This is a genomic window from Sulfitobacter sp. HI0129 (assembly GCF_001635395.1).
In the GTDB taxonomy this organism is placed as follows: Bacteria; Pseudomonadota; Alphaproteobacteria; order Rhodobacterales; family Rhodobacteraceae; genus Sulfitobacter.
Window position 1 is genome coordinate 23,248 of record NZ_LWGH01000218.1, and the last position, 6,388, is coordinate 29,635.

General features: G+C 62.6%; 9 protein-coding genes. All 9 read left to right on the forward strand.

The features are described 5' to 3' along the window. Positions 1-133: 133 nt before the first annotated feature. Complete coding sequence (locus A3764_RS02925) at positions 134-460, forward strand: hypothetical protein (protein WP_067928793.1); 327 nt, start codon at positions 134-136, stop codon at positions 458-460. Positions 461-578: 118 nt separating this feature from the next. Then, positions 579-983, forward strand: a complete 405-nt coding sequence (locus A3764_RS02930) for a DUF5333 domain-containing protein (protein ID WP_067928796.1) — start codon at positions 579-581, stop codon at positions 981-983. Positions 984-987: 4 nt separating this feature from the next. After that, entirely contained in the window at positions 988-3,012 is a 2,025-nt protein-coding gene (nuoG, locus tag A3764_RS02935) for an NADH-quinone oxidoreductase subunit NuoG (protein WP_067951145.1), read from the forward strand. Beyond that, positions 3,009-3,392 carry a hypothetical protein gene (locus tag A3764_RS02940; RefSeq protein ID WP_443069029.1) on the forward strand — a complete coding sequence of 128 codons (384 nt, stop codon included), beginning with the start codon at positions 3,009-3,011 and terminating at the stop codon, positions 3,390-3,392. Before nuoG ends, A3764_RS02940 begins: the two co-directional genes overlap by 4 nt. A 6-nt stretch (positions 3,393-3,398) precedes the next feature. Beyond that, positions 3,399-4,439, forward strand: a complete 1,041-nt coding sequence (gene nuoH / locus A3764_RS02945) for an NADH-quinone oxidoreductase subunit NuoH (RefSeq protein ID WP_067921055.1) — start codon at positions 3,399-3,401, stop codon at positions 4,437-4,439. Position 4,440: 1 nt separating this feature from the next. Further along, the gene (gene nuoI / locus A3764_RS02950) at positions 4,441-4,935 is read left to right on the forward strand and encodes an NADH-quinone oxidoreductase subunit NuoI (RefSeq protein ID WP_067921053.1); all 495 of its coding nucleotides are present in this window, start codon (positions 4,441-4,443) and stop codon (positions 4,933-4,935) included. After that, positions 4,932-5,351 carry a carboxymuconolactone decarboxylase family protein gene (locus tag A3764_RS02955; RefSeq protein WP_067921052.1) on the forward strand — a complete coding sequence of 140 codons (420 nt, stop codon included), beginning with the start codon at positions 4,932-4,934 and terminating at the stop codon, positions 5,349-5,351. Before nuoI ends, A3764_RS02955 begins: the two co-directional genes overlap by 4 nt. Further along, complete coding sequence (locus tag A3764_RS02960) at positions 5,348-5,950, forward strand: NADH-quinone oxidoreductase subunit J (protein ID WP_067951147.1); 603 nt, start codon at positions 5,348-5,350, stop codon at positions 5,948-5,950. Before A3764_RS02955 ends, A3764_RS02960 begins: the two co-directional genes overlap by 4 nt. A 259-nt stretch (positions 5,951-6,209) precedes the next feature. Beyond that, positions 6,210-6,388 (forward strand): NADH-quinone oxidoreductase subunit NuoK (gene nuoK / locus A3764_RS02965; RefSeq protein WP_082865888.1); only part of this gene is annotated, 179 nt, incomplete at its 3' end.

The following is a 6,388-nucleotide window of genomic DNA, read 5'->3' on the forward strand; positions in this document are numbered from 1 at the left end:
CATCCGGTCAAACCGGTGCGTCTTGACCATTGGCGCGACAATGGCGATAGCGAAACCGCGCCCTGCCGGTCTGTCCGGACGGGGCATCGAAATATCGCGCGGTACCGCGCGGCCCCTCTATCGGAGTGATGCGATGACCCGGACAATCCTGATCGTGACCGCCCTTGCCCTGGCGGCGGGTTGCACCAGCGCCGAGGACCGGGTCCTGTTCGACGGCTATTACTTCCCCACCAAGGTCCGCAAGGTCGACGGCCAGCGCGACCACATCACGATCGAGGTCAGGGACGCCGCCCGATCCATCGAGGGCGCGCGCGAAGCGGGCCGTTACGCGGCGGTATCCTATTGCGTCGGCACCTATGGCTCTTCCGACATCCAGTGGATCGCGGGACCGGACACACTGCCCGAAAGGCTGCGGCTGGTGGACGGGTCCCTGCGGCTCGAAGGAATCTGCCCGCAGTGATGCGAAAGGCGACATATTGCCATCAGGCGCCTGCTATCGGGAGTGTTATTGTATTTCCGAAGGCCCAAACCCCATGTCCGACGGGGGGAACAGAACCCCGTCACATGAGGAGAGCGATATGAAACGCATGATGATCACCGCCGCCGTCGGACTGGCCCTGCTGGCAGCACCCGTTGCGGCAAAACCGCCCCTGCGCGACGTGCCCGCCATCGACGACGCGCTGCTGGACCTCGGCATCGCGGACCGTATCCGCAAGAACTGCCCCGACATCAGCGCCCGCATGCTGACCGCGATCGGCTATCTCTACGGGCTGAAGGACAAGGCCCGCGATCTGGGCTACTCCGACGCGGAGATCGAGGCCTATGTCGACAGCGATGCGGAAAAGGCGCGGATGAAGGCCCGCGGGGCTGCATTTTTCAAGGCGCGGGGGGTCGATACTTCGGACCCGCAAAGCTATTGTGCGCTCGGACGCGCAGAGATTCAAAAATCGAGCCGGATCGGTTCTCTATTGAAGGCGAAGTGAGCATATGAGCGACATCCGCAAGATCATCATCGACGGCAAGGAAGTCGAGGTCGAGGGCGCGATGACCCTGATCCAGGCGTGCGAGGAGGCGGGGGTCGAAATTCCCCGTTTCTGCTACCACGAACGTCTGTCGATCGCGGGCAACTGCCGGATGTGTCTTGTGGAAGTCGTCGGCGGGCCGCCCAAGCCCGCCGCTTCCTGCGCCATGCAGGTGCGTGACCTGCGGCCCGGCCCCGAAGGCCAGCCGCCGGTGGTGAAAACCAATTCCCCGATGGTCAAGAAGGCCCGCGAAGGGGTGATGGAATTCCTGCTCATCAACCACCCCTTGGATTGCCCGATCTGCGATCAGGGCGGTGAATGCGACCTGCAGGATCAGGCCATGGCCTATGGCGTCGATTTCTCGCGCTACCGCGAACCCAAGCGCGCGACCGAGGATCTGGACCTCGGTCCGCTGATCGAGACGCATATGACGCGCTGCATCTCCTGCACCCGCTGCGTCCGCTTTACGACCGAAGTCGCCGGTGTGCACAAGATGGGCCAGACCGGCCGGGGCGAGGATGCGGAGATCACCTCCTACCTCGGTGAGACGCTGGACAGTAAGCTGCAGGGCAACATCATCGATCTTTGCCCCGTCGGCGCGCTGGTGTCGAAGCCCTATGCCTTTACCGCGCGGCCCTGGGAGCTGACGAAGACCGAGAGCGTCGATGTGATGGATGCGCTCGGCTCCAACATCCGGGTAGATACCAAGGGCCGCGAGGTCATGCGCTTTTTGCCGCTGAACAACGACGGCGTGAACGAGGAATGGATTTCCGACAAGACGCGCTTTGTCTGGGACGGGCTGCGCCGCCAGCGGCTGGATACGCCCTACATCCGCGAGAACGGCAAACTGCGCAAAGCGGACTGGCCCGAGGCGCTGGCCGCCGCGGCCTCCGCGATACAGGGCAAGTCGGTCGCCGGTCTGGTCGGCGATCTGGCCCCGGTGGAGGCCGCCTATGCCCTGAAAATGCTGCTCGCATCCCGCGGTGGAGCGCTGGAATGCCGGACCGATGGCGCGAAGCTGCCGGCGGGCAACCGTTCGGCCTATGTGGGCAACGCGCGGATCGAGGATATCGACGATGCGCGGATGATCCAGATCATCGGGTCGAACCCCGCGGTGGAAGCGCCCGTTCTGAACGCGCGTATCCGCAAGGCATGGAGCCGTGGCGCGGATATCGGCGTCATCGGCGAAGCTGCCGATCTCACCTATGAATATCACCACCTCGGCGATGACCGCGCCGCGCTGGACAAGCTGCTGTCCCGCGATTTCGGCGAGGTGAAGGATCAGCCGTCGCTCGTTATCGTGGGGCAGGGCGCCCTGAAGGATGCCGATGGCGCGGCGGTGCTGGCCACCGCGATGGCGCTTTGCGACAAGACCGACAGCAAGCTGCTGGTCCTGCATACCGCCGCGTCGCGCGTGGGTGCCATGGACATCGGTGCCACGGCGGAAAACGGGCTCGATGACGTGATGGGCGCGGATGTGATCTACAACCTCGGCGCGGATGAGATCGAGATCGGCGAAGGCCCCTTCGTGATCTATCAGGGCAGCCATGGCGACCGGGGCGCGCATCGTGCTGACATCATCCTGCCCGGTGCCGCCTATACCGAGGAGCCGGGCCTTTTCGTGAACACGGAAGGCCGCCCGCAACTGGCCATGCGCGCCAGCTTCGCCCCCGGTCAGGCCAAGGAAAACTGGGCGATCCTGCGCGCCCTGAGCGCCGAGATGGGCGACACGCTGCCCTTCGATTCGCTGGCCGCCCTGCGCCGCACCTTGGTGAAGGAAGTTCCCCATTTCGCCGAGATCGGTTCCGTGCCGGAAAACGACTGGTCGCCGATCGACCGGACGGAAGCGGGCGATCTGGGGTCGGGCGCCTTCGTGCCCGCGATCCGCGATTTCTACCTCAGCAATCCCATCGCGCGGGCGTCGCAGCTGATGGCGGAGCTTTCCGCCAATGCCGCCGCCCGCCGGGCCGAGCCGCTGGCGGCGGAGTGAGAGCTTTCTGCCTGTGTACGGCCCTGTCGCTGTCCGCCTGCGCGCCGCAGGTGCCAACGGCGGAGGATTTCATTCCCGACTACAAGGGGGTGGAGACCACATTGCTTGACGGGGACCTCGTCCAGTTCAACGTCGCCATGACGAAGGCCCTGTCGAACGAGGACGTGGCGGACTACGCGCGCTGTGCCGCGGCGCGCTATACGCTGATCCGGGGCTATGGTTTTGCGCGCCATGTCCGTACAAATGTGACGCAAGAGGGTGGCATATGGCGGGGAGATGCTGTTTACACGATCTCGCCGAGCCTCCCTCGGGGCTTGAAGACAATCGATGCCGAAGTGACCACGTCGGAGTGCGTGGAAAAGGGCATACCGACGGTGTGAGGACTTATGGTTGAATTCTTTACCACGACAGGTGTCGGCATTGGCCTGCTGATCACCGGGCAGGTCCTGCTGATCGTCCTGCCGTTGCTTCTGGCACTCGCCTTCCTGATGTATGCCGACCGCAAGATCTGGGCCGCCGTGCAGTTGCGCCGGGGACCGAACGTCGTCGGCGTCTTCGGCCTGCTGCAGAGTTTTGCTGACCTGATGAAATACGTGGTCAAGGAGGTCGTCGTACCGGCGGGCGCGGACAAGGCGGTGTTCTTCATCGCGCCCATGGTGTCGCTGGTCATGGCGCTGATCGCCTGGGCGGTCATTCCCTTCAACGATGGCTGGGTCCTCGCCGATATCAACGTGGCGATTCTCTATGTTTTCGCCATCTCCTCGCTAGAGGTCTACGGCGTGATCATGGGTGGCTGGGCGTCGAACTCCAAATATCCGTTCCTCGGCTCGTTGCGCTCCGCGGCGCAGATGATCTCCTACGAGGTGTCGCTGGGGCTCATCATTATCGGGGTGATCATTTCCACCGGGTCGATGAACTTTTCGTCCATCGTGAACGCGCAGCGAGGCGATCTGGGCCTGCTGAACTGGTATTTCCTGCCGCATTTCCCGATGCTGATCCTGTTCTTCATCTCTGCGCTGGCCGAAACGAACCGCCCGCCCTTCGATCTGCCGGAGGCGGAATCGGAGCTCGTCGCGGGATATCAGGTCGAATATTCGAGCACGCCCTTCCTGCTCTTCATGATCGGCGAACTTGTCGCCATCGTGCTGATGTGTGCGCTGGTGTCGCTGCTGTTTTTCGGCGGCTGGCTGTCGCCCATCCCGTTCCTGCCGGACGGTTTCCTGTGGATGTTCCTCAAGATGCTGTTCGTCTTCTTCATGTTCGCCATGGTCAAGGCGATCACCCCGCGCTTCCGCTATGACCAGCTGATGCGTCTGGGCTGGAAGGTCTTCCTGCCGTTCTCGCTCTTCTGGGTGGTCTTCGTGAGCTTCGCGGCGAAATTCGACTGGTTCTGGGGCATCTATGCCCGCTGGACCGTAGGAGGCTGAGATGACGCAGATCGATTACACCCGCGCCGCCAAGTACTTCCTGCTTCAGGATGTGTGGAAAGGCATGGCGCTTGGGTTCAAGTATTTCTTCAAGCCCAAGACCACGCTGAACTATCCCCATGAAAAGGGGCCGCTCAGCCCGCGTTTCCGGGGCGAACATGCGCTGCGCCGCTATCCCAACGGCGAAGAACGCTGCATTGCCTGCAAGCTCTGTGAGGCGATCTGCCCGGCGCAGGCCATCACGATCGACGCCGAGCCGCGGCTCGACGGGTCGCGCCGCACCACGCGCTATGACATCGACATGACGAAGTGCATCTACTGCGGTTTCTGTCAGGAAGCCTGCCCGGTCGATGCCATCGTCGAGGGCCCGAACTTCGAGTTTTCCACCGAAACCCGGGAAGAGCTTTACTACGACAAGCAGAAGCTTCTGGAAAACGGCGACCGCTGGGAGGCGGAAATCGCCCGCAACCTCGAACTGGACGCACCCTACCGATGAGCGATCAGAAGACCCCTTTCGACGGCGCCAACCCCTTTGCCCAGATGATGGAGCAGGCGCAGGAAATGGCCCGCAACTTTCCCGCGATGGAGGCTTTTACGCCGAAGGGATTCGAAAAGCTGATGGGCACCATGCCCAAGGACATGATGGAGCTGATGTTCGGCAACACCATGAATACCGGCGGGCTGGATGCGCGGACTCGCCTGCTACTGACGCTGGCTGGCCTGACGATGCAGGGGGCACAGAACGATGTCGCACTGCGGCAGACGGTACGCCACGCGCTGGAAGCCGGGGCCACCCGCCAGCACATCGTGGAGACCATTGGCCAGATGTCCGTTTTCGCAGGTATCCCCGCCATGACGCGCGCGCTCGAAGTGACGCAGGCCGTGCTGGACGAGAAAGAGGGTGACGCATGATCGTCTTTTCATTCTACCTTTTCGCAATCAGCGTGATCACGGGCGGGCTGTTCACCGTCATCAGCCGCAACCCCGTTCATTCGGTGCTCTGGCTCATCCTCGCTTTCCTGTCCTCCGCCGGGCTTTTCGTGCTGCTGGGGGCGGAATTCGTCGCGATGCTGTTGATCATCGTCTACGTGGGCGCGGTCGCGGTGCTGTTCCTCTTCGTGGTCATGATGCTCGATGTCGATTTCGCCGAACTGAAGGCAGAGATGGCCCGCTACATGCCGCTGGCGCTTCTGATCGCGCTGATCATCCTGATGCAGTTCGTCATGGCCTTCGGCGCGTGGGAATCGAACATCAGCGCAGAGGCGCTGCGGACACAGGTGATCGTGCCTGACCGGTTCAATACCGAAGCGCTCGGCCTCATTCTTTATGACCAGTATTTCCTGTTGTTCCAGCTTGCCGGGCTGATCCTGCTGGTGGCGATGATCGGTGCGATCGTGCTGACGCTGCGCCATCGTCAGGATGTGAAGCGCCAGAACCCCGTGGCCCAGATGATGCGGGACCCCAAGAAGGCGATGGAACTGCGGGACGTGAAGCCGGGGCAGGGGCTCTAGGCCAGACATTACGCGGCGCGGGCCCGTCCGGGGCCTGCCGCAAAAGACGCGCCGCCGCCGGGCGGCCATTTCCGGGGCTCAAGGCCCCAAACATGAAGGGACACCCCGTGTCGAGAACAACAATCATCGCGCTCATCGTGGTTCTGATCATCCTGCTGGGCGGTTACAGCTTTCTCGGCTGACATCGCCTTCCCGGTGGAAACCGGCAGGCACAGGGGCTAAAGAACGCGCAAGAACGGGCGAGAACCGAGGGACGGACATGATCGGACTTGAACATTACCTGACGGTGGCGGGAACGCTGTTCGTCATTGGCATCTTCGGGCTATTCCTGAACCGCAAGAACGTGATCATCCTGCTGATGAGCATCGAATTGATGCTCCTGGCGGTGAACATCAACTTCGTGGCTTTTTCCAGCTATCTGGGCGACCTCGTCGGGCA